This window comes from Mesorhizobium sp. B2-6-1, from assembly GCF_006440475.1.
Lineage (GTDB): Bacteria > Pseudomonadota > Alphaproteobacteria > Rhizobiales > Rhizobiaceae > Mesorhizobium.
Genome location: NZ_VFUH01000013.1, coordinates 124,158 through 150,548, shown reverse-complemented (window position 1 = coordinate 150,548; position 26,391 = coordinate 124,158). Strand labels below are relative to the sequence as shown.

General features: G+C 61.6%; 28 protein-coding genes and 3 pseudogenes. 16 read left to right on the top strand and 15 right to left on the bottom strand.

Annotated features, from left to right (window positions below; translation table 11 throughout):
* The 3 pseudogenes from FJ443_RS24430 to FJ443_RS31760 form a co-directional block, all read left to right on the top strand.
* A pseudogene (locus FJ443_RS24430) lies at positions 1–267 on the top strand (choline/ethanolamine kinase--aminoglycoside phosphotransferase); the annotation flags it as partial.
* Positions 268–488: 221 nt separating this feature from the next.
* Positions 489–747 (top strand): annotated as a pseudogene (locus tag FJ443_RS31765) (IS110 family transposase); the annotation flags it as partial.
* A 148-nt stretch (positions 748–895) separates the two neighbouring features.
* Positions 896–1,129: pseudogene (locus FJ443_RS31760) on the top strand (transposase); the annotation flags it as partial.
* A 91-nt stretch (positions 1,130–1,220) separates the two neighbouring features.
* On the opposite strand, the gene FJ443_RS24420 reads toward FJ443_RS31760, so the two are convergent.
* Entirely contained in the window at positions 1,221–1,817 is a 597-nt protein-coding gene (locus FJ443_RS24420; protein ID WP_140499631.1) for a TetR/AcrR family transcriptional regulator, read from the bottom strand.
* A 123-nt stretch (positions 1,818–1,940) separates the two neighbouring features.
* Here FJ443_RS24420 and FJ443_RS24415 point away from each other — a divergent pair, with 123 nt between their 5' ends.
* The gene (locus FJ443_RS24415) at positions 1,941–3,140 is read left to right on the top strand and encodes a RidA family protein (RefSeq protein WP_140523185.1); all 1,200 of its coding nucleotides are present in this window, start codon (positions 1,941–1,943) and stop codon (positions 3,138–3,140) included.
* Entirely contained in the window at positions 3,140–4,297 is a 1,158-nt protein-coding gene (locus FJ443_RS24410; RefSeq protein WP_140523182.1) for a Xaa-Pro peptidase family protein, read from the top strand. The genes FJ443_RS24415 and FJ443_RS24410 overlap by 1 nt, the downstream gene beginning before the upstream one ends.
* A 6-nt stretch (positions 4,298–4,303) precedes the next feature.
* Here FJ443_RS24410 and FJ443_RS24405 read toward each other — a convergent pair whose 3' ends face one another.
* The gene (locus FJ443_RS24405; RefSeq protein WP_181165404.1) at positions 4,304–5,065 is read right to left on the bottom strand and encodes an IclR family transcriptional regulator; all 762 of its coding nucleotides are present in this window, start codon (positions 5,063–5,065) and stop codon (positions 4,304–4,306) included.
* A 122-nt stretch (positions 5,066–5,187) separates the two neighbouring features.
* Between FJ443_RS24405 and FJ443_RS24400 the strand changes: the two genes are divergently transcribed.
* The 6 genes from FJ443_RS24400 to FJ443_RS24375 all read left to right on the top strand — a co-directional run bounded on the left by FJ443_RS24400 (position 5,188) and on the right by FJ443_RS24375 (position 10,085).
* Entirely contained in the window at positions 5,188–5,859 is a 672-nt protein-coding gene (locus FJ443_RS24400) for an amino acid ABC transporter permease (protein WP_140499639.1), read from the top strand.
* Complete coding sequence (locus tag FJ443_RS24395; RefSeq protein ID WP_140666173.1) at positions 5,856–6,506, top strand: amino acid ABC transporter permease; 651 nt, start codon at positions 5,856–5,858, stop codon at positions 6,504–6,506. The genes FJ443_RS24400 and FJ443_RS24395 overlap by 4 nt, the downstream gene beginning before the upstream one ends.
* Positions 6,493–7,224: an amino acid ABC transporter ATP-binding protein gene (locus tag FJ443_RS24390; protein WP_140499643.1), complete on the top strand. Its 732-nt coding sequence runs from the start codon at positions 6,493–6,495 to the stop codon at positions 7,222–7,224. Before FJ443_RS24395 ends, FJ443_RS24390 begins: the two co-directional genes overlap by 14 nt.
* A gap of 35 nt (positions 7,225–7,259) precedes the next feature.
* On the top strand, positions 7,260–8,048 hold the full coding sequence (locus FJ443_RS24385; RefSeq protein ID WP_056570895.1) for a transporter substrate-binding domain-containing protein: 789 nt from the start codon (positions 7,260–7,262) through the stop codon (positions 8,046–8,048).
* A gap of 79 nt (positions 8,049–8,127) precedes the next feature.
* Positions 8,128–9,144, top strand: a complete 1,017-nt coding sequence (locus FJ443_RS24380; RefSeq protein WP_140499644.1) for a succinylglutamate desuccinylase/aspartoacylase family protein — start codon at positions 8,128–8,130, stop codon at positions 9,142–9,144.
* Complete coding sequence (locus FJ443_RS24375; protein ID WP_140499646.1) at positions 9,141–10,085, top strand: threonine/serine dehydratase; 945 nt, start codon at positions 9,141–9,143, stop codon at positions 10,083–10,085. Before FJ443_RS24380 ends, FJ443_RS24375 begins: the two co-directional genes overlap by 4 nt.
* A 199-nt stretch (positions 10,086–10,284) precedes the next feature.
* On the opposite strand, the gene FJ443_RS24370 is transcribed toward FJ443_RS24375, so the two are convergent.
* From FJ443_RS24370 to FJ443_RS24360, 3 genes are all read right to left on the bottom strand, one after another.
* The gene (locus FJ443_RS24370; protein ID WP_210239471.1) at positions 10,285–11,265 is read right to left on the bottom strand and encodes a Dyp-type peroxidase; all 981 of its coding nucleotides are present in this window, start codon (positions 11,263–11,265) and stop codon (positions 10,285–10,287) included.
* Between the two features lie 123 nt (positions 11,266–11,388).
* Positions 11,389–12,450 carry an alpha/beta hydrolase gene (locus FJ443_RS24365; protein WP_140523455.1) on the bottom strand — a complete coding sequence of 354 codons (1,062 nt, stop codon included), beginning with the start codon at positions 12,448–12,450 and terminating at the stop codon, positions 11,389–11,391.
* Between the two features lie 360 nt (positions 12,451–12,810).
* Positions 12,811–13,395, bottom strand: a complete 585-nt coding sequence (locus FJ443_RS24360; RefSeq protein WP_140523180.1) for a glutathione binding-like protein — start codon at positions 13,393–13,395, stop codon at positions 12,811–12,813.
* A 470-nt stretch (positions 13,396–13,865) separates the two neighbouring features.
* On the opposite strand from FJ443_RS24360, the gene petA reads away from it, so the two are divergent.
* The 4 genes from petA to FJ443_RS24340 all read left to right on the top strand — a co-directional run bounded on the left by petA (position 13,866) and on the right by FJ443_RS24340 (position 18,283).
* On the top strand, positions 13,866–14,342 hold the full coding sequence (gene petA / locus FJ443_RS24355; RefSeq protein WP_023767325.1) for a ubiquinol-cytochrome c reductase iron-sulfur subunit: 477 nt from the start codon (positions 13,866–13,868) through the stop codon (positions 14,340–14,342).
* 15 nt (positions 14,343–14,357) lie between these two features.
* A complete protein-coding gene (locus tag FJ443_RS24350; protein ID WP_140523177.1) occupies positions 14,358–15,653 on the top strand; it encodes a cytochrome b N-terminal domain-containing protein in 1,296 nt (431 codons plus the stop codon).
* A 157-nt stretch (positions 15,654–15,810) separates the two neighbouring features.
* Entirely contained in the window at positions 15,811–17,370 is a 1,560-nt protein-coding gene (locus FJ443_RS24345) for a mechanosensitive ion channel family protein (protein WP_140523174.1), read from the top strand.
* 4 nt (positions 17,371–17,374) lie between these two features.
* Entirely contained in the window at positions 17,375–18,283 is a 909-nt protein-coding gene (locus FJ443_RS24340; protein ID WP_140523171.1) for a pirin family protein, read from the top strand.
* A 48-nt stretch (positions 18,284–18,331) separates the two neighbouring features.
* Here the strand turns inward: FJ443_RS24340 and FJ443_RS24335 are convergent, their stop codons facing one another.
* The 8 genes from FJ443_RS24335 to FJ443_RS24300 all read right to left on the bottom strand — a co-directional run bounded on the left by FJ443_RS24335 (position 18,332) and on the right by FJ443_RS24300 (position 23,366).
* Complete coding sequence (locus FJ443_RS24335) at positions 18,332–18,763, bottom strand: DUF1810 family protein (protein ID WP_140666171.1); 432 nt, start codon at positions 18,761–18,763, stop codon at positions 18,332–18,334.
* Between the two features lie 45 nt (positions 18,764–18,808).
* Positions 18,809–19,090, bottom strand: a complete 282-nt coding sequence (locus tag FJ443_RS24330) for a GNAT family N-acetyltransferase (RefSeq protein WP_140523165.1) — start codon at positions 19,088–19,090, stop codon at positions 18,809–18,811.
* Between the two features lie 51 nt (positions 19,091–19,141).
* Complete coding sequence (locus tag FJ443_RS24325) at positions 19,142–19,876, bottom strand: ATP-binding protein (protein ID WP_140523162.1); 735 nt, start codon at positions 19,874–19,876, stop codon at positions 19,142–19,144.
* 209 nt (positions 19,877–20,085) lie between these two features.
* Entirely contained in the window at positions 20,086–20,523 is a 438-nt protein-coding gene (locus FJ443_RS24320) for a CBS domain-containing protein (RefSeq protein ID WP_140523159.1), read from the bottom strand.
* A 58-nt stretch (positions 20,524–20,581) separates the two neighbouring features.
* Positions 20,582–21,229 (bottom strand): hypothetical protein, encoded by a 648-nt coding sequence (locus FJ443_RS24315; RefSeq protein ID WP_140523156.1) that lies wholly within the window; start codon positions 21,227–21,229, stop codon positions 20,582–20,584.
* A gap of 68 nt (positions 21,230–21,297) precedes the next feature.
* The gene (locus FJ443_RS24310; protein ID WP_140523153.1) at positions 21,298–21,699 is read right to left on the bottom strand and encodes a cupin domain-containing protein; all 402 of its coding nucleotides are present in this window, start codon (positions 21,697–21,699) and stop codon (positions 21,298–21,300) included.
* A gap of 71 nt (positions 21,700–21,770) precedes the next feature.
* On the bottom strand, positions 21,771–22,529 hold the full coding sequence (locus FJ443_RS24305) for an SDR family oxidoreductase (RefSeq protein ID WP_140523151.1): 759 nt from the start codon (positions 22,527–22,529) through the stop codon (positions 21,771–21,773).
* A gap of 66 nt (positions 22,530–22,595) precedes the next feature.
* Positions 22,596–23,366, bottom strand: coding sequence for an alpha/beta hydrolase (locus tag FJ443_RS24300; protein WP_085984582.1), 771 nt, complete (start codon positions 23,364–23,366; stop codon positions 22,596–22,598).
* A 418-nt stretch (positions 23,367–23,784) separates the two neighbouring features.
* Between FJ443_RS24300 and FJ443_RS24295 the strand changes: the two genes are divergently transcribed.
* Positions 23,785–24,012, top strand: coding sequence for a DUF680 domain-containing protein (locus FJ443_RS24295; protein ID WP_013896614.1), 228 nt, complete (start codon positions 23,785–23,787; stop codon positions 24,010–24,012).
* Between the two features lie 204 nt (positions 24,013–24,216).
* Here the strand turns inward: FJ443_RS24295 and FJ443_RS24290 are convergent, their stop codons facing one another.
* Together FJ443_RS24290 and FJ443_RS24285 are read right to left on the bottom strand one after the other, a co-directional pair.
* Positions 24,217–24,966 carry a glucose 1-dehydrogenase gene (locus FJ443_RS24290; RefSeq protein ID WP_140523148.1) on the bottom strand — a complete coding sequence of 250 codons (750 nt, stop codon included), beginning with the start codon at positions 24,964–24,966 and terminating at the stop codon, positions 24,217–24,219.
* Between the two features lie 177 nt (positions 24,967–25,143).
* A complete protein-coding gene (locus tag FJ443_RS24285; protein ID WP_140523145.1) occupies positions 25,144–26,121 on the bottom strand; it encodes an alpha/beta hydrolase in 978 nt (325 codons plus the stop codon).
* Positions 26,122–26,391: the final 270 nt, after the last annotated feature.

Here is a 26,391-nt window from a genome sequence, read left to right as displayed (position 1 = left end):
GCCACCTGGTGTGGGGAAATGGTCCTGAGCGACGCGATGCAGGATGAGGCGATCGAATGTTATTTCGGTCGCGTCGAAGCCAGCACCAAGGCGCGCATGTTTGTCTACCAGATGCTGGGCGACTTGAAATGGTCGCTGTGGTGCATGGTCCAGAACATTACCTCGAGCATCGACTTCGACTTCTACAAATACGGCGTGTGGAAGCAGATGCGCCTGCGCTCGACCCTTCAGAATCCATATTGGGACCGCGCCCTCACGTCCCTGTAGGAGCCCGCCAGCTTCTGGCTCGAGGCTTCCCTTGCCATTCGAGGATTGTTGCTACATCTGGGCAGTGGAGGCCACCGGTGGAATGACTGCTTTCTGCGCTGAAAGCAGACCGTCAGCTTCGTTGTTGGCCACAACCGCGGGAGCCTCGGGTTTGCGCAATGTTGCGAGTGCCAACGCCGGAGGAGGAAGACCGTGGCCGGTTGAGCAGAGTGGGCAGATTAATTAATTGCGAGCAGGGAGTCTCGAAGTCCGGCAATCCTAGGCTCCGGCCGACGCTTGTCTAGGTTGCGTGGGTCTGGGTGCCCCATCAACCCAATTCGCACTGAGCCAGTGGTTCAGGGCGCGAGTCATCCCGAATGGTGGCCGGTGCAAGAAGGCGGCATGGTCGCCCTCGCTCGGAAACTGTTTGTTGCGCTGTGGAAATACGTGAATTCCGGAGTCGTTATAGAAGGAGCTCTCCTGACGAAACCATCAGCATAGAGTAACCGCCCGATTGTCACCGCCTATTCCTAGAGCGCCTCCGAGACGCCTTCGACGCCGGCCAGCTTCGCTTCTTCAGCGATCTCGCTAGCCTGGCCGACCCTGCTACTTTCTGCGCCCAACTGGCTGGACTGAAGCGGATCGAGTGGTCGTTTACGCCAAGCCCCCGTTCGGCGGTCCAAAACAGGTCCTCGCCTACCTTGGTCGCTACACCTACCGCGTCGCCATCGCCAACAGCCGCCTCGTGAGCCTGGATCATGGAGTTCTGGTCAGCTTCCGCTGGAAGGACTATCGCCACCACGACAAGTCCAAGCACAAGCTCATGACCAAGATCACACTTGCGGGGCTGATTAAGCCAGCAACCGAGAATGTCTCAAGGTAAGCCGAGCAGACGACCAATTCTTCAGACAGAATGTCAGAGGAAGCGAGGCTCACTGCTATAACATGGGGTTTCACATTGTCGTTTCGGTGAGTCAGATTTGGATCATCCGTATCAGGCTGCGATAGGTCTTCTCCAACGCGTCAAAGCCACCTTCGCCCAGTGTAATTGGCGCGGCGTTGTCGGCGATCGCCGCGAACAGCAGCGCGGCGTCGCCGGGCACGACATTCGGCGACAACTCGCCGCGCCGGCCCGCCGCCGACAGCGCGCCGGCAAACAACGCCGAGAGCTCCGCGCTGAAATGGCCGAGCATCTTCTGGCCGTCGGCATCAAGGAGGTCGGCATCCTGCCGCAGCCTCGAAATCAGGCTCCAGTTTTGCCCTTCTGTGCCGGCTGGGTTGAAATGCCGGAAGCGGGCGCGGCTGTAGGCGATCATCGCCTCGACCTGCTCCTCGAGGCTTGACCCCTCATGCGACCAGACAGCCCGCAAGCCGCTCAGCGTCGCCTGCATGTAGTCGTCAAGCACCTCGTCGACGAGCGCCTGTTTGTTGCCGAAATGATAGTGGATGTTGGCGCGCGTCGTGCCGAGCGCCGCCGAAATATCCCCAAAGCTGGTGCCGCGATAGCCGTGGCGCACCAGAAGCTCCAGCGCCGTATCCTTGATCGCCTGTCTGGTGTCGGTCTCGTCCATGCTTCCATCATAGCCAAATGCGTTGGCCGTGGACGCCGAAGCTTTGCTGCATCCCCAGCATTTGACGGAACACTGACTTGCAGGTAAGTAAGTAGAAAATCAGCGGGAGGATACGTGGTGCGGATGCGGACATTCAGCGATATCGAAGGATCGGCGCCGCAGGCCGTCCGCGCCGGTGACCTGGTCTTCATCGGCGGGCTGATGGCGACGGACGTCAGCGGCAATATCGTCGCAACCGGCATAACGGGTCAGGCGCGCGTCATTTTCGATCGGCTGGCGGCCCTTCTCGCCCAGGCCGGCGCCGGCATGACCGATGTGGTCAAGCACAACATCTATTTCAGTTGCAAGGCCGATGCCGTGGGCGCCTTGCTCGACGAACTCGATGCCGTGCGCGCCGGCTGTTTCACCGCTCCCGGCCCGACCACCACCGAAATCCGCTGCGGCCTCGACCGCGAGGGCGCGCTGCTGATGGTCGACGCCTGGGTGGTGATCGGCGGCAAGCGCGAACTGCTCGACCCCCCGGGTCACTGGCGCTGGCGCAGGGAGCTGCCCTTCGTCCATGGCTGGAAGGTCGGCGACATGCTGTTTGTCGGCGGCCAGCGCTCGCTCGATGCCGAAGGCAATGTGCTCGGGCTCGGCGACATCGAGGTGCAGACCGACGAGGCCTTCCGCAACCTCGACACCATGCTGCGGTCGGGCGGCGGCGACCGCCACAGCCTGATGCGCCAGAACACCTATTTCCGCTTTTTCGGCGAAGGCCGCGAGGTCACCGACTACTGGGAGAAGATGACCAATGTGCGCCGCCGCTACATGTCGGTGCCTTCGGCGGCCGGTGCCGGACTGCGCATCCAGGGCATGGGCAATGCCGGCGAACTGATCCAGGTCGAGGGCATCGGCATGCTCGGCGACGACAAGCAGCGCCTGCAGCCGGCCAACCATTGGGACTGGAGCATTCCCAACACCCAGTTCACGCAAGGTTGGAAGATTGGCGGGCTCGCCTTGATCGGCGGCCAGATCTCGGCCGACAACAAGGCGCAGGCCGTCGGCGACGACATGGAGACGCAGACCCGCAACGTCTTCGAGTTCATCCGCCGCACGCTGGCCGAAGGCGGGCTCGACGAAAGCGACGTCGCCAAGCTCTATATCTACTATCACGCCGAAGGCAGCTGGGCCGGGATCGAGGCGACGCGCGCGGTGATTGCCCGCGTGCAGCGCGAATTCTTCCCCGAGCCCGGTCCGGCGGTGACTGCGATCCGCGTCGCCGGCTTTGCCTTCGAGAACCTGCTGATCGAGATCGAGGCGATGGCGGTGACGCGAGGCTAATGTCGAAACACGATTTCACCGCCGCCGAATTCGCCGATCGTCTGGCGCGTGTCCGCGCCGCCATGGCCGCACGCGACCTCGACTGGCTGATTGCCGTTCACCCCGCCTCCATCCATTGGCTGACCGGCAGCGACGCCAAGAGCTACCAGGAATTCCAATGCCTGCTGGTCGGCGCGCGCAACGAGCCGCTCGTCGTGCTGACACGCCAGGGCGAAGTGCACGAATTCGAAACGGATTCAGCTGCCGACGAGGTGCATGGCTTCGGCGGCGGCGAGAACGAGGATCCGGTCGCGGCCTTCGCCGACGTGGCGCGGCGCCACGACGTGCTAGGCAGGCGCGTCGGCCTCGAAGTGCCGGCCTACTATCTTCACCCACATCATTGTCTCGGCCTTCGCGCCGTCATCGGCGATACCTTGCTTGCCGAGGCGACGGAACTGATCGCCGGCCTGAAGCTGGTGAAGTCGCCGGCCGAGATCGCTTATATCAGGCGCGCGGCGGCCCTTGCCGACCTTGGCATGGAGCGTTTTGCCGGCGAGTTCGCGGCGGGCCTGTCGGAACTGGCGCTGGCCGGCACCATCCACGAGACCTTGCTGCGCAACGGCAGCGGCATCGCCGCCAGCCCGATCAACCTCGTCTCCGGCCCGCGCTCCGCCTACAGCCACGGCGCGCCGACCGCGCGCCGGCTTGAACATGGCGATTTCGGCAATCTCGAATTCGGCGCCACCTTCAACCGCTACACAGCCACCATCGGCCGCAATTTCGCGCTGGGCAAGCCGACGCCGCGCATGGCCGAACTGCACGACATCGTGCTGCGCGCCGGCGACGCCATGATCGCGGCGATTCGCGACGGCGTGCCGGCAACCGTGCCGCACCAGGCGGCCCGCGCCGTCATCGGCGAGGCCGGGCTCGAAGCCTGCCGTGTCCACACGTCCGGCTATGCGCTGGGGCCAGGCTTTCCGCCGAGCTGGGCCGAGCCGCTGCACATGATCGGCGACAGCCCGCACATGCTGAAGGCCGGCATGGTGGTCACCATCGAGCCGCCGGTCTATATCGGCGCCGAAGGCCTTGGCGCCCGCATCATCGACAATGTGCTTGTCACCACGGCCGGTGCGGAGGTGCTGTCCCGCACGCCGCGCGACATCATCGTCGCGGGCTGAGCCTCCCTACCCTCCAAGCTCATGCGCGATCTCGGCACAAGCGAGCTTCAGCCGCGCCAGCATGGCCTCGAAATTGGGCGCGGCGCTGCGTCGGCTGACCGCCGCCACCGTCACGCAGGCCACGGCGCGCCCGTCGCCGGCGATGATCGGACAGACGACGTCGGTCACGCCGATGATGTCGCGGCTCTCGTGGATGATGGCGCCGCGCTCGCGCACCGCGTCGAGTTCGGCGGCGAGCGTCGTCGGGTCCGGCGGCTCACGCATCAGCATCAGGCATTCGGCGATCATCCGGTCACGCACGGGCTTGGGCTGGAACGCCATCAGCACCAGGCCGGAATGGGCATCCGCCAGCGGCCGGCGATAGCCGAGCTTGAGCGAGAAGTTCATGTCCGCCCCGCCCGATGCCGCCGCGATGATGACGGTTTCACCGCGATGCGCGACGACCAGATGCGCCGCCTGGTGCACCTCCTCGGCGAAGCGCTCGACGATGGGGGCCGCCGTGCTGACCAGGTCGCGGGCGCGCGCCGTCTGCATGCCAAGCCCGAACAGCTTGTTCGACAGCATCAGCCCCTCGCCGCCCTCATCGCGCTGGAGGTAGCCGCGCGCAAGCAGCACATGGACCATGCGGAAGATCTCGTTCTTCGATCGCCCCAGTTCCTCGGCGATCTGGCGCGTGCCCATGCGCTGGCCGGCATTGGCCAGCAATTCGAGGATATCCAACCCCTTTTCCAGGGCCGGCGCGCTGTAATTCAGCTTGTCGTCCGTCATTTGCATCCGCTTCATAGATGACGCTTGACGTCACATATGAAGCGACGATAGCGTGGTGTCCAGCAAATCCGAGCGGAAAATAGCGATCTGCCTGGAGTTGCATAGGGGGACGCTCTACTTCCATGAGCTATAATTTCAAATTTGATGTCCTGCTGCGCTATATCCCCGAGATTGTGCAAGGCGTGCTGCTGACCTTGCAGTTCTCGGTCGTCACCATGCTCTGCGGCCTTGCCATCGGCTTGATCGTCGCCATGGCCTCGATCAGCCCGCTGATGCCGCTGCGCGCCTGCGCTCGCGTCTATGTCGAGGCGCTGCGCAACACGCCGCTGCTGGTGCAGCTGTTCATCGTCTTCTTCGGCCTGCCTTCGATCGGCATCAAGCTTGGCGCCAACACCGCTGCGCTGATCGCGCTGTCGATCAACATGGGCGCCTATGGCGCGGAGATCCTGCGCGCCGGTTTCCAGTCGGTGCGCCAGAGCCAGGTCGAGGCTGGCCGCTCGCTCGGCCTCACCGCCGGCCAGACCTTCCGCCATGTCGTGCTGTTCCAGGCGGTCAAGACCATCTACCCGGCGCTGGCCAGCCAGTTCGTGCTGATCATGCTGACCACCAGCGTCGTCTCCTCCATCGGCGCCACCGAGCTGTTCCACCAGGCCGCCTTCATCGACTCGCGCACCTACCGCTCCTTCGAGACCTACACGCTGATCACCATTTCCTATCTCGTGCTGACCCTGGGCTTCCGGGCCTTCTTCGCCGGCGTCTACTGGATGGTCTTCGTCAGGAGGCCGCGCCGATGATCCGCGAATTTGGCGGCACCGATATCGTCTACCTGATCGAGGCCGCGCGCTGGACGATGCTGCTGGCGCTCAACGCCACGGTGGGCGGCGGGCTGCTCGGCATCGTCGTCGCCGTCCTGCGCGTCATCCCATTCAAGCCGCTCAACTGGCTGGCCATCGCCTGGATCAACCTGATCCAGGGCACGCCGCTACTCGGCCAGCTCTTCGTCTTCTTCTTCGGCCTGCCGCTGATCGGCCTCTCGGTCGACGCCTGGACGGCGGCGGCACTTTCCCTGTCGATCTACGCTTCGGCCTTCTTCGGCGAGATCTGGCGCGGCAGCCTGCAATCGGTGTCGCAGCGGCAATGGGAGGCGGGTGCCGCGCTCGGCCTCACCTACGCGCAGCGCCTCGGCCATGTCGTGCTGCCGCAGGCGATCCGCATCTCCGTCGCGCCGACCGTCGGCTTCCTCGTCCAGTTGGTGAAGAACACCTCGCTCACCGCGCTGATCGGCTTCGTCGAACTGACCCGCGCCAGCCAGATCATCAGCGGCGCGACCTTTGCCCCGCTGCCGGTCTACCTCACCGCCGCCGCCATCTATTTCGTCATCTGCTTTTCCCTCTCCCAGCTCGCCCGCATGCTGGAAAGGAGACTTCATGTCGCTCGTTGAAATCGCCGATATCCGCAAGCGCTTCGGCGCCATCGAGGTGCTGAAGGGCATCTCGCTCAACGTGGAAAAAGGCGAGATCGTCGCCGTCATCGGCCGCTCCGGCTCGGGCAAGTCGACCATGCTTCGCTGCATCAACGGGCTGGAGAAGGTGCAGGCCGGCCGCATCGTCGTCGACGGCATCGACGTCACCGCGCCCAGGGCCGACCTCAACCTTCTGCGCCAGCGCGCCGGCATGGTATTCCAGAGCTACAATCTGTTCCCGCATCTCAATGTCGAGCGCAACGTCACGCTGGCGCTGAAGCTGGTGCGCAAGCTCGACACGCCGGCCGCCCGCGAAGTCGCCCGCGCCGTGGTCGCCAAGGTCGGCCTCGCCGACAAGCTGCTTGCCTATCCCGACGAATTGTCCGGCGGCCAGCAGCAGCGCGTCGCCATCGCGCGCTCGCTGGCCATGCAGCCGACCCTGATGCTGTTCGACGAGATCACCTCGGCGCTCGACCCCGAACTGGTCGGCGAAGTGCTGCGCGTGCTCGAAAGCGTCGCCAGCGAAGGCATGACCATGATGCTCGTCACCCATGAGATGAACTTTGCCAAGAACGTCGCCGACCGCGTGATCTTCATGCATGAGGGCCGCATCCACGAGGATGGGCCAGCGCGTGAGACCTTGCTCGAGCCTCGTACGGCCGAACTCAGGAGCTTCCTGAGCGCCGTCCTTCACTAGGAAAAGAAAGTCCAACCAGAAAAAGGGGAAGTTCCATGTTCAAGCATCTCACCAGGATCGTCACAGCCGTGCTCCTGGCCGGCGCCGTCTCGGCAATGCCGGCGCGAGCGGCCGACCTGCAGAAAATCCTGTCCGCTGGCACGGTGCGCATCGGCGTGCCGATCGACGTGCCGCCCTTCGGTTCGGTCGACGCCAAGAACGAGCCGGTCGGCCTCGATGTCGACATGGCCAGGAAGATCGCCGAGGCGCTGGGCGTCAAGCTCGAACTGCAGCAGATCACCGGCGCCAACCGCGTGCCCTATCTGGTCACCGACCGCCTCGACATCGTCATCGCCGCCATGGGCGCGACGCCGGAACGCGCGCTGCAGATCGCCTTCACCTCGCCCTATGCGGCGCTTTCGATCGGCGTCTTCGGCCCCGACAGCATCACGGTGAAGAGCCCGGCCGAGCTCAAGGACGAGACCATCGCGGTGGCGCGCGGCACGACGCAGGATCTCGAACTGACCAAGGCCGCGCCCAACGCCAAGATCGTGCGCTTCGACGACGACGCCACCGCCGCAGCCGCTTTCACCTCCGGCCAGGCGCAACTGCTGGCCACCGCCGATGTCGTGGCCAAGGATTTGATGGACAAGGACGCCAAGGTGCAGCTGAAACCCAAATTCATCCTGCAATTCTCGCCCTGCTACATCGGCATCCAGCAGGGCAGCCCGGAGCTGCTTCGCTGGCTCGACACCTACATCCATCTCGGCATGCTCGACGGCTCGCTCTCGGCGCTGTCGCAGAAGTGGATCGGCACCACGCTGCCGACCCTGCCGCCGATCTGACTTCTTCGGCGGCGGGGGCCTTTCCGCCCTCGCCGCCTCTCCCTCGCCACCTCCATCCCCTAGAGTTTCAAAGAGAAACATGGCCCGCATGTCCACCGCCCGCACCACCATCGATTTCGACCGTTCCGGCAAGCAGATCGGCTTCGTCGACATTCCGCATTCGCCGCATGACGACGCCTGGGGCGCGACCCGCATTCCGCTCGCGGTGATCCGGAACGGCAGCGGGCCGACCGTCATCCTGCAGGCCGGTAACCATGGCGACGAGTATGAGGGGCCGATCACGCTCGGCGAACTCATCCGCGATCTCGACCCGGGCATGGTCAGCGGCCGCATCATCTTCCTGCCGGCGATCAACCTGCCGGCCGTGCTGGCCGGCCGCCGCACCTCGCCCGTCGACGGGCTGAACCTCAACCGCACGTTCCCAGGCGATCCAACCGGCACCATCACCCAGCAGATCTCGGCCTATGTCAGCGACGTCGTCATGCCGCTTGGGCATGCCTATATGGATCTTCACTCCGGCGGTTCCTCGCTCAACATCCTGCCCAGCGCCATCATCGAGCCGGCGCCCGACGCCGCCCACCGCAAGCGCAACACGGAGGCGGTGCTCGCCTTCGATGCTCCGCTCACCGTCGTCATCGACAATCTCGGCGAGCCGCGCACCTCCACGGCCACATCGGTGAGGGCCGGGCTGACCACGGTCGGCACCGAGATGGCCGGCGCCGGCACGGTCTCGCTCGACGCGCTCGGCATCTGCCGCAAGGGCGTGCGCAATGTGCTGAGCCACCTCGGCGTGCTGCCGCCGACAGGCAGGCCGCCTGCCGCGAGGCCCGAAAACATCCTGCGCATTCCCGGCCATGACGGCTATGTGCTGGCCACCACCAATGGCGTGTTCGAACCGTTCCACGCGCTGGGCGCCGAGGTCCATGCTGGCCAGGACGCCGGCCGCATCCACGACCTGGCCGACCCCGGCCGCGCGCCCGAGACCGTGCGCTACCTCTCGGACGGCATCGTCTATGGCCGCCGCCAGCCCGGCCGTGTCGTTGTCGGCAATTGCTGCGTCACCGTCGCTACGCGCTATGAAGGAGAGCTGGCGTGATCGCGCTGGAAGACATCCGTACTGCCGCCGCGCGCATCGAAGGCAATGTCAGGCGTACGCCGATGATTGCCGCCGGCAACCTCAAGACGCCGCTGGCCGGCGGCGTCGACCTGCTGCTGAAGCTGGAACTGCTGCAGGTCACCGGATCGTTCAAGGCACGCGGCGCCACCAACAGGCTGCTCTCGCTCGACCCCGCCGCGCTGGAGCATGGCATCGTCACCGCGTCGGGTGGCAACCATGGCATAGCCACCGCCCGCGCGGGCCTCATGGCCGGTGTGCCGGCCACCATCTTCCTGCCGACCAACGCCTCGCCGGCCAAGATCGAGAAGCTGCGCGCCTGGGGAGCGGCCACCCACATTGTCGGCTCGGCCTGGCACGAATCCAACGAGGCCGCGCAAGCCTTCGTCCGCGAAACCGGCGCCGTCTATTTCCATCCCTTCGCCGACCCGGCTGTGGTCGCCGGGCAAGGCACGGTCGGCCTCGAAATCCTCGACCAGATGCCGGATGTGACGACAGTGTTGGTCGCCATGGGCGGCGGTGGGCTGGTCAGCGGCGTGGCGACAGCGATCAAGGCGCTGGCGCCGCATGTGCGCGTTATTGGAATTGAGGCCACAGGCTCGCCGGTGCTGCTGCGCGCCCTCGAAGCCGGACACAATGTGGCCCTGGACAAGATCACGACATCTGTCGCGACGATGGCCTGCGCCAAAACCGACGATCGCATCTTCGACATTGTGCGCGATAGCGTCGATGAGATCGTGCTTGTCGACGATTCCGAGATGCTGTGCGCCGCCAAAAGCTTGTGGTTCGAGATGGGCCTTGCGGCTGATCTAAGCGGTGCTGCCGCGGTTGCCGCAATTGCGGAGGGTCGGGTGCGGTTCAGCTCAGGCGAGTGCGTCTGTGCCATCATCTGCGGCGCCGGACCAGATGGAATTCAAGGATAGAGCTGACCGAATGTCAGCAGCGAAAAATACCAGACCAAGTTCCAGACTGCGTTTTATGCGACTTTCGAGCACAGACCGGAAACATCGACCGTTTCCGTTCATCGCCCAAGGCCAGTGTAGCGTTGGAAAGCCAAAGTGGGGGTGTCGTTCGTGCGTTTCATATTCGGTGGGGAACCTGTTGACGGTTACTCCAAACAGGTCAACCCGACAGGCCCGGACCAGTGGTCGAGATGACTTCCCCCGTTGCAAGGTTCTCCAGGAATGTCGTCGACGGGACGAAGAACAATGTGCCAGTGACTGCGCGGCTGAAGTCCAGTAACCGATCGTAGTTGCCTGGCGGCCGGCCGATGAACATGTTTTCCAGCATCTGCTCGATTCTGCGCGGAGAACGGGCGTAGCCGATGAAATAGGTACCGAACTCACCCTTGCCGACGTCGCCGAACGGCATGTTGTCGCGTACGATTTCCAACTGCTCTCCGTCCTCGACGATCGTGGTCAGCGCATTGTGCGCCGAGGTCGGTTTCACGTCATCGTCCAGTTCGATATCTGAGAGCTTTTTTCTGCCAACAATTCCCTCTTGATCCTCGATTGGAAGCGCGTTCCATGCTTTCAGATCATGCAGGTACTTCTGCACGATCACATAGCTGCCTCCGGCAAATGAGGGGTCCTCCTCGCTGATGATCGCGGCCTTGACGGCGCGCTCATCCACCGGGTTCTCTGTGCCATCGACGAAGCCGATCAGGTCGCGGTCATCGAAATAGTTGAAGCCGTGCACCTCATCCGCCGTGGAGACTGCGCCGTCGAGCTGCGACATGATCTGTGTCGCCAGTTCGAAGCAAAGGTCCATACGCGATGCACGAATGTGAAAGAGGATGTCGCCCGGCGTCGAGACGGCATGATGCTGACCTTGGATTTCGCGAAATGCATGCAGGTCCTTCGGTCTGGGGGCTCCAAACAAGCGGTCCCAGACATCGGAACCAAACGCCATGACACACGAGAGCCGGCCCTCGAGGTCACGGGAGCCGACCGCGCGCAGAAGTGTGGAAAGATCGCAACATAAGGCGCGCACGGTCGCTTCGTGTTCTGGTCCGGAAATGACCGTCACAACAAGAAATATCGCGGCCCGCGTCAGTTGCGCGACGACCGGTTGAGCAACAGCGGATGGCAATGTCGAATCCACAACAGATCCCTTTCAATCTTGATCGAAACGCCACTGGTCGACCGGCATAGGGCCGGAGGGGCGGAGTTGGATTTACCCAATTCGCGGATCATCTCCGCATCAGTTGGTCACGAGTTCGCCCGATCAGTATTCGCCGACGTCTATGACTGCCTGGGCGAAAGCCTGTGGGGCTTCCTGCGGCAAGTTGTGGCCAATTCCGCCCGTGATGGTCCGATGCGCGTATCTGCCCGAAAATTTCTTGGCATAGGAACTGCTGTCGGGGTGGGGTGCGCCATTGGCATCCCCCTCAAGGGTGATGGTCGGCACCGTGATCAACGGGCTCTCGGCCAGCCGTTTTTCCAGGCCGTCATATTCCGGTTCGCCTTCGGCAAGCCCGAGCCGCCAGCGGTAATTGTGAATGACGATGCTGACGTGATCCGGGTTGCCGAGGCTCGCCGCGCTGCGCTCAAAGGTGGCGTCATCAAAATCCCATTTCGGCGAGGCGATCCGCCAGATAAGGTTTGCAAAATCGCGCCGGTATTGTTCGTAGCCGGCCCGGCCGCGTTCCGTCGCAAAATAGTACTGATACCACCATTGGAGCTCGGCCTTCGGCGGCAGCGGCATTCTGTTTGCCGCGAGACTGCCGATCAGATAGCCACTGACCGAAACGAGAGCTTTGCAACGCTCCGGCCAGAGCGCCGCTATGATGCAGGCTGTGCGCGCGCCCCAATCATAGCCGGCGACGATTGCCTCGCCGATGTTCAGCGCGTCCATCAATTCGATGACATCGACAGCCAGCACAGACTGCTGGCCGTTGCGGACAGTCTGACTTGAAAGAAAGCGCGTGGTGCCACAGCCACGCGAATAGGGAACGATCACGCGATATCCCGCCATCGCCAACAGGGGAGCGACATCGACAAAGCTGTGGATGTCGTAGGGCCAGCCATGAAGGAGGATAATAACGGGACCATTGGACGGACCAGCTTCAGCGTAGCCGACGTTCAGCAGGCCGGCGTCGATTTGCCTGAGCGCTGCGAACGAGGCAGCCGGCAATGGTCCTGCCGTTGCTCCGTCCAGCCCTGAAACGCGTTGCGCCTCGGCTGAGCGAACTGTCGCGAACTGAGCAGCAGCCAGACCCATTGCAGCAACGCCGACGAACGCCCTGCGATAGGGATCAATTTGTCCCGGCCGTCTTGTATTTTCCATTCTTGCAACCTCTTTCACGGCACCGTCCGGATGCCACCTGTTATGGCGCGGCACCGGCATCAGCTTCATTCATCGGCTTGGCGTTCCCGGCCGGCATGCCTTGGCAACCCCCTTGGACAGCCGAGGCGTCGGTGGCTCCGCCGAGCGCTGTTCAGACATACATTGAGCTGGAATGACGCGATCACATGGGAAGGTCATGCCGAGTCCCGCCTCGCCTTCCATGCTTAGAAATTCGGGGCGTAGCCCGTCGCCGCGCTTGGTAGCGATCAGGTGGAGGTTCTGCAGGAACAGAAGCATGGACAAACTCCTTCGTAATGTGTCGTGGCTGAAGGTTGACACGACACGCGGCCGGTCTCGCACTTAGACAAGGCCCTCGCGCTTCATTGCGATGCGAACGGCCGGACGGGCCGCTATTCGGGCGCGCAACGCTTCCAAAGGAGCTGGAACAGGGACTTGGAAGCGGACTGCCCAAAGAAGCATCACGAAAAGGTAGAAGTCCGCTACGCTGGGTTTCTCGCCGAACAGAAAATCCGTCTTGAGACCGTCCGCGAAGAGATCAAGTTGCGATGTAATCGTGGTCCGCGCCTTGGCCTTTTCAGCATCGCTGCCTTGGTGCCACATGGGTTTGAAGCTTCGGTGTATTTCGGTCGAGACGTAGGTCAGCGCTTCGAGAACGCGGGTACGGCCCATTGGCCCTTCCACTCCCAGTGCCGGGTACTGCGACGCAATCCAATCGAGGACGGCGATATTTTCTGTCAGCGTTTCCCCGCTATCCAGCACGAGGGCAGGAACATACCCCTTGCGCGTGACCGTGGTGAAATCATCACCGGAGCCCGTTCGTTTGGTTTTGAGATTGACCGTTTCGCGCTCGAAGGCGGCACCCGCCTCCTCCAGTGCTATGTGGTCGGCCAGGCTGCAGGCGAGAGGGCTATAGTAAAGTTTCACGGGTTTTCCCTTTTTGAATCCTGACGAAGCTTCGCAATTGTCCGGCGGCGGCGCCCGCCTAGCTGGGCACTTGCCAGCGGCGTCCATCAGGTTCCAGAAGATCTCACTTGCCGGGGAGGAAGGCTACGACACCGACAGGTAGGCGTGCCTATGCCGAGGTATGATCAAGCCAAGCAATCGTTCTGCGATTGCCCGTGCAATGCCGGAATCCCGCTCAAGTGGGGAACGGCAACAACCAAGGATTCGCATCCACTACGCCTGGCGTCCTCGAAAGTCCCGCAGTCCTTCGCTCAGGGCTCATAAACGAAAGTATTGGACACATGGGCCCTTGGCACGATGGCCCACATCCCGCTGCGGCCGGCATAGTTCAACTCGAAATGAGCAAACGCGAACGGCGAAAGGCCGCGGCCGGGTTTTCCGACTGCACGCCGACGCACTGAAGCAGCTTTCCAATCAGAGGAGTCGTCGTCATGGCCGAGCTATCCCAGACCGAAACCGGCACTGCCGCATTGCCCGCCGAGGCTGTGGCCGCGGTGGAAGTCGACGTCTCCTCGCTGATGCCGGGAATGTCGCTGGTCGTGCAATGGCGCGGCAAGCCCGTCGTCGTGCGCAACCGCACGGAGAAGGAAATCAAGGACGGCAGAGCTGTCAGCTTGGCCGAGCTCAAGGATTCGGTCGCCCGTAACGCCAATCTGCCGGCCGATGCGCCTGCAATCGACGCCAACCGCACAGCGCCGGGCAAGGAAGCCTGGATCGTGATGGTCCAGGTCTGCACGCATAGCGGCTGCATCCCGGTTGGTCAGCAAGGCGAGTTCGGAGGCTGGCTCTGCCCGTGCCACGGCTCGCAATACGATACTGCCGGCCGCATCCGCAAAGGCCCAGCGCCCGAGAACATGGCGGTGCCGGTGTTCCAATTCATTTCCGACACCAGAATCCGTATCGGCTGAGATGGGGCAATTTCGATGAGCGACAAAAATTCGACCTATACGCCCAAGACCGGTATCGAACGCTGGTTCGACGCCCGCCTGCCGCTGCCGAGGTTGGTGCACGATAGCTTCATCGTCTATCCCGTCCCGCGCAACTTGAACTACGCCTATACGTTCGGCGGCATTCTCACGGTCATGCTGGTTTCGCAGATCCTGACCGGGATCGTGCTTGCCATGCATTACGATCCAGATACCGGGTTGGCCTTCAATTCAGTCGAGAAGATCATGCGCGACGTGAATTCGGGATGGCTGCTGCGCTCTCTCCACGCGAACGGCGCCTCCTTCTTCTTCATTGCCGCCTACATCCATATCTGCCGCGGGCTCTACTACGGCTCTTACAAGGCGCCGCGTGAGCTGCTGTGGGTGCTCGGATGCACCAACCTCTTGCTTATGATGGCGATCGCCTTCATGGGCTATGTGCTGCCCTGGGGACAGATGTCGTTCTGGGGAGCCACCGTCATTACCAACTTTTTCACGGCCATCCCACTGGCCGGCGACTGGTTCCAGCGGCTCCTGCTCGGCGGTTTCGCGGTCGGCAATCCGACGCTGAATCGCTTCTTTGCGTTGCATTACCTGTTGCCGTTTGTGCTTGCAGGTGTGGTGACCTTGCATGTCTGGGCGCTTCACGTCGTCGGGCAGAACAATCCAGCCGGCATTGATGTGAAATCAAAAACCGATGTCGTGGACTTCACACCCTATGCGACCGTCAAGGACGCGTTCGGCATCATCGTGTTCCTGTTCTTCTTCGCCTATTTCGTCTTCTACCTGCCGAACTATCTCGGCCATCCTGACAACAACACCGTCGCAAATCCGCTCAAGACGCCTGCGCACATGGTGCCGGAATGGTACTTCCTGCCCTTCTATGCGATCCTGCGCGCCATCACCTTCAATGTCGGGCCGATCGATTCCAAACTTGGTGGCGTGCTCGCCATGTTCGGCTCGATCGTGGTGCTTTTCGTCGTGCCGTGGCTCGACCGGTCCAAGGTTCGCTCGGCCGTTTACAGGCCATGGTACAGGGTGTTCTTTTGGCTCTTCGTCGCCAACGGACTGTTTCTCGGCTGGCTTGGTTCGCGGCCGGCCGAAGGGAATTACGTCGTCATGTCTCAGTTGGCGACGCTTTACTACTTCGCCTTCTTCCTGATCGCACTGCCGGTGCTAGGCTTAATCGAGAAGCCACGGCGGCTGCCCAACTCGATCACTGAAGCGGTGCTCGAGAAGAACAAGGGGGCCGGCGGCAAAGGCGCGATCGCCGTGGCCGGCGACCAAACGTAGATGGGAAGAGGCGATGATCGTGTCTCGCCAGCCCGTCTCAAAGGCGCCGATAGCAACACGCTTTGGACCGAACCGTTGCGTCGAGGCGACGAGACAACTTTATGTCGAGCGCCAGCAACCGCTCTGCTCCGAATGATGAAAAACAGGGATTGCGATCATGGTCGATCTGGGTCCGGTGATGAACTGGTGGAACTCACCTCTGATCTACATCGTGTCGCTCGGCCTCGCCGGAATCGTCGTTTGGAACCTCGTTCCGGGACGCTTCGCCAATGCGAGGTTGATCGTCCAGCTCGTCTTTTTCCTCGCAATGTCGATCATGGTTCTCGAACTGCGGGTCGTCCCATACGAGCCCGCACGAAGCGATGGGACGACCAGTGGAGCGATCCTCATCGGATCGGTCAAGCTGCTGTGGTGGGTCCATCTTGCCTGGGCGCTAATTGGGTTTGTCCGTATCTATATCGTGTTCGAGCGGCAGCCGCGCGAGGCACGCCTCCTGCAGGATGTCGTGGTCGGCATCATCTATACGGGAATGCTCCTTTCAATCCTGGCGTTCGTCTTTGCCGTGCCGGTCGGAACGCTCATCGCCACGTCGGGCGTCTTTGCCGTCATGCTAGGTTTGGCGCTCCAGAATACGCTTGGCGACGTATTTTCGGGAATCGCGCTTAACCTCGGCCGCCCTTATGTGCTTGGAAACTGGATCATTCTGAACGACGGAACCGAGGGCCGCGTCGTAGAGACCAATTGGCGCTCGACCCAACTCCTCACCCCGGCCCACAACGTCATCGCACTTCCGAACAGCCTTGTCGCCAAAATCGGGGTAACAAACCTTAGCGGCCCAGACGAGAGCCATGGACTTACCGTGACGGTAAAGATGACTCTGACCAAGACGCCGGCTATCATCGTAGACACGATGCGCATGGTCCTCCTGAGCTGCAACTCGATCCTCCAAGACCCTTCGCCCGTGGTAGCCATCACAAGCCTGGATGCGGCGGCAATCGGGATCGAGCTGTCATTTCGCGTCGCCAGCCTTGACCAGCGGATTACAGCTCGGAACGAAATTTTCGATCTGGTCTATCGCCATTCAAGGTCGGTCGGGGTGCTGCTGGCAGCGCCACTTTCGGCTTCGATTGCCATGACCTCCCAGCCAATCGACGGGACGGCGACCTCCCAAGGCTTCGCCGCGATCGACCTGATCAAGGCCATACCGATCTTCTCGACGCTAACGGATGCCGAGCAGGAGGCGCTTGCCGCGACGATCCTGGTTCGCAGCTACCGCAAGGGCGACGTCATTGCAGAACAAGGAGAGATGCTGCCATCCCTCATGATTGTCCGGAAGGGCGTCATCGTCCGGCAACATGTCCAAAGCAATGCTAACGTGCAGGAGGTTGGCCGGCTTGCACCTGGCGACTTCTTCGGCGAGACCGGCCTGCTCGCAGGTATTGGCGAGACGTCGACATTGCGGGCGATGACCCACGTCTTGGTCTACGAGATAGACCAGCAGAGGTTCGCGCCGCTCCTGCACGACAGGCCCGAGATGGCCGAAGATCTTGCGGCAACCCTGTCGAGGGGGACGTTGGCCTATGGCGAAACCGGCATCCCCGGCCAGCAGCACAAGAGCTCCAAATTTGCGCTCCTGAAAGCCATTCAGGCTGTCTTCCACACCGCCCCATTGGAGCACGCTCGAGCACGTGGTCGACCAGGCATTCGAAAGGACTAGATTCATGACCATCCGCCAAAGCGACATCGTCGGCATCGACCCACTTAGGCAGCCGAGTATGCGTGATTTTGCCGACGGTTTGAAGGTACGGCGCGTACTGCCCTCCTCGAACCGCCTGATGATCGGTCCCTACATATTGTTCGACCATTTCGGCCCCGCGGTATTCGACGCAGGTCGCGGTTTCGACATGGGGCCGCATCCGCATATCGGGATTGCGGCCGTGACCTATCTGTTCGACGGGGAGATTATCCATCACGACAATCTCGGTGAAGTGCAGACCATCCGCCCCGGCGAGGTCAACTGGATGACGGCCGGGTCCGGCATCGTCCATTCCGAACGCACGTCGCCAGAAGCCCGAGCACCAGGAAGCAATCTCTTCGGCGTTCAGGCCTGGGTGGCCCTCCCCACCAAGCACGAAGAAGTTGCCGCCCACTTTTCACATTATGGCGCTCCCGAAATCCCACGGATCTGTGGCGACGGGGTCGAGTTCACTTTAATCGCCGGGGTTTCCGACGGGTTGGTGTCTCCGGCAAGGACGTACTCCGACCTGGTCTGCGCCGAAATCGTGCTCACCAGCAGTGCGCGATATCAGGTGAAACCCGGATATCTCGAGCGTGCGATCTATGTTGTCGCCGGCGAGATCGAAGTCATGGGCCAACTTGGCACGTTCGGTGAAGGCGAATTGATCATGCTGGAGCCGGACGCTGAGATCGTGCTCCAGGCGCCTGCCTTCCATGCCGCGCGGCTGATGCTGATCGGCGGCGAGCCTCTTTCCGAACCACGTTATGTTCATTGGAACTTCGTCTCCTCCTCAGCCGAACGGATTGAGCAGGCAAAGGCGGACTGGCGCGAAGGCCGCTTCCCCGACGTACCAGGCGAACACGGGTTGATGCCTCTGCCACAGGAAGAATAGGGCGGTGACGGTTTCGGCGGTGGCCACATCCGCCGGTCGCCGGCGGCGTTATGACATCGAGTAGAGTTTGCGCATCGTGTCCTCGTCGATTTGACCGTCGAACCAGACGTCGAAGATGGTCTTGAGCAGGAACTCGTCGTTACTTGCTTCGGAAAACAGCGTTAGGGACGCGTGCAATTTCTTTGTATCTTCATCACCGAAGACCGCGCGAGCACTTAGATTGGAAAGTCGTTGCAGTGTGCCGACGCATTCCCGATAACGACCGCCCAGTATCGGCGATTGGAGGTAAGCGCCTGCCTCGTCGAGTGATGTGATCGCGTACGGATCGGCGTCAGTGTCGCTTAGCCCGGCAGCCAACCTCGGGAAGATCAACTCCATGTATGGAGTACACATCACGCCTCGACGCAGTATAGCCAGGGCGTCGCCGTAGACCGGATCCTGAGCGTTGACGAACCTCTGCAAATTATATTGGTCGTCCATCTCGACTCAGACCTTTTTTTGCAAACAGCTGTATTCGGGGCCTGATCACCCTGCAACGACATCGGTGTATTCCGGATACCTGGCGACGAAGCCGCTCATGAAGGGACACTTCAAGACCGCTTTGCGGCCCGTTTTGCGGAGCAATTCGAAGGTGCCTTGCGCCAACCGCGACGCGATCCCCTGTCCGGAAAATTCCAAAGGCACTTCGGTATGTATCAACACTACCTTGCCGTCTTGGAGCGAATAGTAGGCCACTGCGAAGGCTTGACCGGTGATCGGGAGCTCGAACCGATGCTGCTGAATGTTTTCTGTGACCTTTGCGTGCATCTCTATCTCTCGATGTGCGTTGCGTGAGGCTGGATGTAGCTTGCCCGGTCGCTATCGCATCGCGGGCAGACGTAGCGTGACAGTTGTGCCTGCCCCGGGCGCGCTCTGAATATCGATGCTTCCGCCTGACTCTTCGGCAAAGCGCTTGACCATTGGCAGGCCGACGCCGCCGAGGCCCTCCGTTTTTGTGGTGAAGAAGGGATCGAATGCGAAGGCAATCGTCTCGGCGGTCATTCCCACACCGTGGTCGGCGGTGGTGATATCCACCTGAGCGGCTGAGGAGCCATCAAAGACCACTGCGGTATTTATCGAGATCAGGCCTCCGTTGGGAGATGCATCGCGCGCGTTGAATACCAGGTTCAGAATCGCGTTCTGCAAATCCAGGCGATTGCACCTCACTGAAGGCAAGTCCGGCGTCACTCGAACCTCGAGGCGGATCTTGGGATCCGACGCACTTCGAATGAGGGTCTCGATTTCAGCCAGACAGGCGCCGACATTTGCATATTCGCTTTCTCTGCGGCTCTCTCGGGCGGAACTGATAGTCTGGCGGACAAGCGCGCCGGCTCGTTCCAGGGCAGTTCTGGCGCCCGAAATTACATGCCCAAGCGCTGGAGCCGCCGAGACGCTCGGGTCACGGGCCAGGTGATTCAATGCCGACGAGGCGACCTGGATGAGATTGCCAAGGTCATGAACGATGCCGGCGGTCGCTAGCTGAATGGGCAGGCCATCTCGTGGAATCTCGGGCGGGCTGTCGAAGACATCCACTTTCACTTCCGGACGAGACATTGTAACCCTCATGTTTGCTCACGCAGAATTCAGTTGCTTGAAGACGGTACAATAGAGGACGGGAGTGGTCGATTAGATCGAGTAAGAAGCCAAACCATATTGCAGTATATGTCCCGCGATCTGCGGACCATCGCCAGTGGGGGACCAAACATCTCGCGAGACAGATCTCCCGCTCTTTCGTGCTCATCGCACCGTCGCGAGATTCTCCTCTATTGGTAGCCAACGCCCCCGATATAGTTGGCGAGCAGCCGCTCCTGGAGCTCTTCCTGTTGGAAGAGCGCCTTCATCGCGTCGCGGATATCGAGGACGCCTATCGGCTTGGCGCCGCCGCCGAGCACCGGTAGGTTCTGGAGCCGCTGTGTTGTCATGGTCTGCCAGACCGAATGCAGGTCGTCATCGGGCCCACAGGATACGAAAGACCGGCTCATCAGTGTCGATACCGGCGCTTCCGCCGGCCCCGAATTCGCCAGATGACGGACAAGGTCGGACTTGCTCAGCACGCCTGCCGCCTCGCCACTGCCATGGCATACGACAACCAGGCCTATGGCCGGCTTGGACAGCCATAGCGCGGCTGCCCGCAGCGACGTGTCGAGGTCGACCGCCGCAAGGCGCGCCGATGTTTCTGGATGTAGACTGTCAATTCGCATGATGCCCTCTTGAGGCGTCTCGCGGCCGCAGCCGGAGAGATCAGGTTCGAGGTTTCGCTTACTCTTCGAAGGGAGTGTTCATCACAAAATCGACGGAAGACGGCGCCTTGTAGCCGGCCACAAAGCGCTCACCGAAATCCCGGGCAAAGTTGTCGTAGGTCGTTTCCGGGTTCACCTTGGCGATGTGACAAAAGCATCGCGTCATCCGCCGCTTCATTTGAAGACGCGGAAATTCGCCGACGATCCTGGCTATCTCGGCGGAAGAGATGAAACTGTATTGCAGGCCCACGACATCAAGGCAGATGCCGGCTGTGCACAGCGCCACCTCGGCCTCCTTGTAGAGGCCGATCGACGGCGTCGAGTTGAGTGCGACGCTGTCCCATATCAACTGAGCACGACGCTCGTCGAAGCCGCCTTGCCGGACGAAGGCGCGAGCCAGATCGGCGCCTTCCACCTCGAAACGGCGCGGCCCGGCGAAGGTCTCGTTGAGCGTGACGTCGTGCAACAGGGTTCCGACGGCAACAACTTCACCGTCGTGCTCGATGTTCTGGACCTGTGCGATGCGGACGGCGAAAAGCCATGATCGAACCACGTGGTTGAACAAATACGGTTCACATAGCTGGCGGGCATGTTCGATCGCCCGGCCGACAAGCGGCGTATCGGGGACCGAAACCCCTGCAAGCGTGCGCCTGGCGATCGCATCCATGTCAGTGCCTTTCCTTCGCCGATTGTGTGTCGGTTTGACGCCCTTACCTTGGCAAGGGCGTCACCAGTTCATTTCGCGTAGGTCGTCAGGTTGGTCTCGTTGGTATCGACGACGAAGATCGCAAGCAGGCGAGCGCGTTCCGTCTTGCTGGCGTTTTCACTGACGGCGTGATGGTCGCCCGGAAATTCCGAGAAGCTTTCGCCTGCACGGTACGTCTTCACGGGCCCACCGTTGACCTGGCTTCGGATCGCCCCCTCCAGCACCGTGGCATAGATGAACGCGGAACTGGGATGGGTATGCGCCGGCGATGTCCCGCCCGGCCCGTACTCGACGAGCACGGCTTTCAAGCTCTTGCCGGGCACATTTGGAAGGGCGTGGTCGTAGACGAGCTTCACGCTGTCCGCGTCTTTGGCCATTGCTGCGGTGACGGATGCGGCGGCGAGCGCTGCACAGAGGAGTTTCCTGATCATGTCCGATATCCTTGTTGGAATGAGAGCTAGGGAATGCTGGTCTGATGGGTCGCGAAACCGGCGTTCAGTACTTACGCCGGTGGCGTGTATCGGCTGAGCCAGTCGTCGAAGTGGACGGCGCCGATACGCGCGTTCTCGCCGGGGACAAGCGTTTGATCGTCGATTGCCACTTGACCGTAGTAGAGAGCGCCAGGATCCGAGACGATTTTGCGCGGATCGTTGGTGGCCTTTAGAAAGCGACCGACGAGCTCGCTCATACGAACGCGATCGGGGCCGGCAATTTCGATCGTGCCGTTCACTGGCGCTGCTAGGGCGACGTCCGCCATCGCATCGGCAACGTCGTCGGCTGCCATTGGTTGGAAGTACGCCGGTGACATGTGGACGGTATCCCCTACGGCGCCGGTGTTTGCGATGGCGGCGGTGAACTCGAAGAACTGTGTGGCGTGCACGATCGTGTAGGGGATAGCGGACTCCTTGATCAGCTTTTCCTGAAGCAGTTTGCCGCGGAAATACCCCATGTCCTGCAGCCGGTCGGTGCCGACCACAGACAGCGCGACGTGATGGCGGACGCCGGCGGCCGCTTCGGCTGCAAGAAGATTACGCCCGGATGCCGCGAAAAATTCGAGCGCGGCCTTTTCCTCGAATGACGGTGAGTTCGCGAGATCGACGACGACCTGTGCCCCGGCAAGAGCGACGGCCAGCCCTTCTCCGGTGACGGTGTTCACTCCCGAATTCGGTGAGGCCGCAAGCACGTCGTGTCCCTTCCTGCGCAGTCTTTCCACAGTCTTGGAACCGATCAGCCCGGTTCCGCCGATGACGACGATCTTCATTTCCAATCTCCTTTGTTGAGGGTGTTGATTTGCGGGGTGTTGGTCGAATGTCGGCTTTCCGGCGAGCTACTCGCTGGCCGATGCGGCGTCCTCGATAAGTGAGGTGACCTCGTCGGGGTGCGAGACCATGAGCGCGTGGGACGCACCCTCGATGACGACCGTCTTCACGGCGTGCGCGCGCTTGGCCATGAAGCTCATGACGGCTGCCGGGATATTTCGGTCATCGGTGCCGTAGATCATGTAGGACGGCAGCGTTTTCCATGAAGCTACGCCCGAGGGCTCGGCCAGGGCTGCCTGCGCGATCGGGCGTTGGGTGGCGGCCATCAGCGACGACTGCTCTTCGGGAACGTCAGCCGCGAACTGGGCTCGGAATTTGTCCGGCTGGATGAAGAGATCCTGGCCGCCGTTCGGCGACGCGACTGGAGCAAGCGCGCTTGCCAAAGTGCTGCCGGGAAACATGCTGGACAAGGTGGCGCTCGATTCGCCGTTATCCGGCGCGAATCCGGCCACGTATACCAAGGCCTTCACATTGGGATTGCCGTTGGCGGCTTCGGTGATCACGGGTCCGCCGTAGGAATGCCCCACCAGCACGATCGGTCCGGGAACCGACCGGATGATGGCCGAGACCGCCGCGGCATCGCTGGCGACGCTGCGGAGGGGATTGGCTGCCGCCTTCGCCACATAGCCGTCCCTGCCGAGTTTGGTTATGACCGCGTCCCAACTCGACGATTCGGCGAAGGCCCCGTGCACCAGCACGATCGTCGGCTTGGGCTTCGCTCCGGCCGCCTGCGCCGTTGCGCCACCCGCGACGGCAAGCGCGGCGGCCAGCGCCAGGATTCCAGTGACATTTCGCATTTGCTTTCTCCTTTGTCGGCCTTCCGTTTGACCAATGTGGAGAAGGATGCGCCGATCCGGGGCGCCGACCTATTGTGCGGAATGGTCGGTCATACGATGCCAAGGTGCAGGGTGGGTCATCGCTGCGATCAGGTGACCTGGGTATTCCGCACGCGGATCGCCGGCAGCGCAGGGGTTCGTGACCAATACAAATCCATGGAGCTGCTGCCTCCAAACACCACTGCCGCCCCGGCGTAACGGCAAGACTCCCACCGCGAACGACATTGCCCCTGACCTTAGGCCTTCACAGCCCATGCTTTCGTATGGATCAAACAGCCACATCGTCTGATCGTTCCGCAATGACGCAGCATTTATATTGTTATTGTGAATACGATCCAAAATTAACCATGGAGTTACCAAAATGAAGAACACATCTCTTGCTGCCGCAATCCTTCTTGTTGCAGCAGGAAACGCCGTCGCCGGAAGCGATCACTACGGATCAAACTCGGTCCAGCAACCCGCAACTTCTTCCGAGAGCATGCACACCTCCTCGATCAGGAAGACGGGCAACGATGCCGGCGTGCAGGAGACCGTGCGCAAGCCGATTGCTCCCAGCAAGGACCCGGGCCAGGGCATCTGGGGTCACTAGCACCCGAAAATTGTAGAACCTGGAAGGACCGGGGCGTCGCCCCGGTCCTCTTCACGCTTTCCAAAGGACCTTGAAAGTGCGTGGGGGCCCTGACACAGGTTCTGAGACCGGGGAGCTATAAAACCACCTTTCACCTTGGATCTGGCCGAGTGGGATGGCGATCGACGCTCGACCGTCAAACGGCAGCGACTTGGCTACCCCAGCTCAAAGCAATGCCATTCCGCCGTCGACCCGCAGATTGACACCGGTGACAAAACTGCTTGCGTCCGATGCCAGGAACAGAGCGGCTTTTGCCAGTTCTTCCGGCTGGCCCATTCGACCAAGGGGAATTGCTTCGGCCATGGACTTCTCGAAGGATGCTCGCATTTCGGCCGGGACACCCAGTTTGTCGAGAATAGCCGTATCCACGGGGCCGGGGCTGAGCACGTTGACGCGTATGCGACGCGATTTCAGTTCTATCGCCCAACTGCGCGCGAAGGCGCCGATGGCTGCCTTGGAGCCTGCATAAACGGCATGGCCTTCCAAGACCTTCTCGCTGGCGATTGATCCCGTCAGTATGACTGCGCCGCCATCGCGCATCAGCGGGATCAGTTTCTGCACACCAAAGAAGACGCCGCGCGCATTGATAGAGAACTGCGCATCGTACTCGGCTTCGGAAACTGCCGACGAATGCGTGATGGTGTTCACGCCGGCGTTCGCCATATAGATATCGAACGCCCCAAACCTCTGATGGATCTGTCGCGCGACATCCTCGTGGTGCGCCACGTCGGCTACATCACCCTGAATGCCCAGTGCGCCGGCTCCGATCTCGGAGACTGCCTCCTCGACCGCACGCTGTCTCCGGCCGGTGATTACGACCTGCGCCCCCTCCGACGCGAAAGCTTTCGCGGCGAATAGCCCAATCCCACTGTTTCCCCCGGTGATCAACGCGGTCTTTCCTGAAAGTATACCCATTTGCATTGCCTCTGATGATTTTCACGAGAGCCGCCGCAGTTGCCAACCGCAGTTCTCAGCGTGAACTCGGACGGCTGAGACCAGAAAGCATCTCCAGGAGCCATCGATGCTGAGTTTTCATAGTCAGGCTGGCCGCACCGGTGTTGTGCGGCCAGCCATGACCGCCGCTTGAGAGCACTAGCCCTTGATGAAGGCGAGCAGATCGGCGTTCACCTGGTCCTGGTGTGTGGCCGTGATCCCGTGGGGCGCGCCGGGGTAATATATGGCCTTTGCGCCCTTGATCAGCCGCTCCGACTTGACTGACGAATCCTTGACCGGGACGATCTGGTCGTCCTCGCCATGCAGGATCAAGGTCGGTATATCGAATTTCTTGAGGTCCTCGGTGAAGTCGGTTTCGGAGAACGCTTTGACGCATTCATATGCATTCACGAGACCGACCTGCATGCTCCAGAGCCAGAACTGATTCAGAACCCCCTGGGAGACCGTGGCGCCTGGCCTGTTTGCACCATAAAACGGCTGTGCGAGGTCCAGATAGTGCTGCGAGCGATCCTTGAGGAGGCCGGCCCTTATGCCGTCGAACACTTCGATCGGCAGACCTTCCGGATTGGCCGGCGTTTTCACCATGATCGGCGGAACAGCGGCGATAAGAACAGCCTTGGCCACGCGTTCCGTCCCGTGCCGCCCGATATAGCGAGCGACCTCGCCTCCCCCGGTTGAATGCCCGACCAGCGTGGCGTCCCGGAGATCCAGCGCCTCGATCACGGCTGCAAGATCGTCCGCGTAGCCATCCATGTCGTTGCCGGAGGTGGCCTGGCTGGAGCGGCCATGGCCCCGCCGGTCATGAGCAACCACGCGGAAGCCATTATGGGCCAGAAAGAGCATCTGTGCATCCCAGGCGTCGGAATTCAGCGGCCAGCCGTGTGAGAAGGTTATTGGCGGACCCCTACCCCAGTCCTTGTAATAGATTTCCGTACCGTCCTTGGTTGTGATGGTGCTCATTGTTTTGCGTCCTGATTGAGGGGTGGGAACATGTGGGTTTTGCTGGGCGCCGGATGACGAAGCGACTGGCAGTCCGGCTATGACCGCTGCTGAAAAACTGGCCAACAAGACGTCGCGGCGGGTTGCACCGAGGGTGAAAAGTCCATCCATACTCATCGTGTCCATCCTTGGTGAGCGGCTTCTCGGGTCGGCTCACCATCACGATCACCGGGTCGACCTGCACCGTCGCTTTCGGGGGGAGGAGCGGGCGAAGGAGCGGCGACGCCCGATGATCGTGATGGCTTGCGAGGGAGAAGATGCGCCGATCCGCCCCGCGAACCTATTCTACGCAAGCATCTGTCGTACGATGCCAAGGTGCAGGGTAGGTACGCCGAGGTGCTGGAACTGTCGCTGAGATGGGGCAAATGATGCGATGACGTTGGTTCG